Raw genomic sequence first — 225 nt, forward strand, 5'->3', positions numbered from 1 at the left:
GAGCGCGCGGAAGCAGTCCTCCCACGGCACGTCCCCGCGGCCGGTGGACACGAAGTCCCAGCCGCGGCGCAGATCGGCCCAGGGCAGGTGCGAGGACAGCCGGCCGCGGCGGCCGTCGCCGATGCGGACCTTGGCGTCCTTGCAGTCCACGTGGTAGATCCGGTCGGCGAAGTCCAGGATGAAGTTCACCGGGTCGATCTGCTGCCACACCATGTGCGAGGGGTC

1 pseudogene is annotated in these 225 nt (G+C 70.7%); it reads right to left on the reverse strand.

Annotation, left to right across the window (positions count from 1 at the left end):
* A pseudogene (locus IEY93_RS37890) lies at positions 1 to 225 on the reverse strand (TIM barrel protein); the annotation flags it as partial.

The sequence above is a fragment of the Sphaerisporangium melleum genome, assembly GCF_014646695.1.
In the GTDB taxonomy this organism is placed as follows: Bacteria; Actinomycetota; Actinomycetes; order Streptosporangiales; family Streptosporangiaceae; genus Sphaerisporangium; species Sphaerisporangium melleum.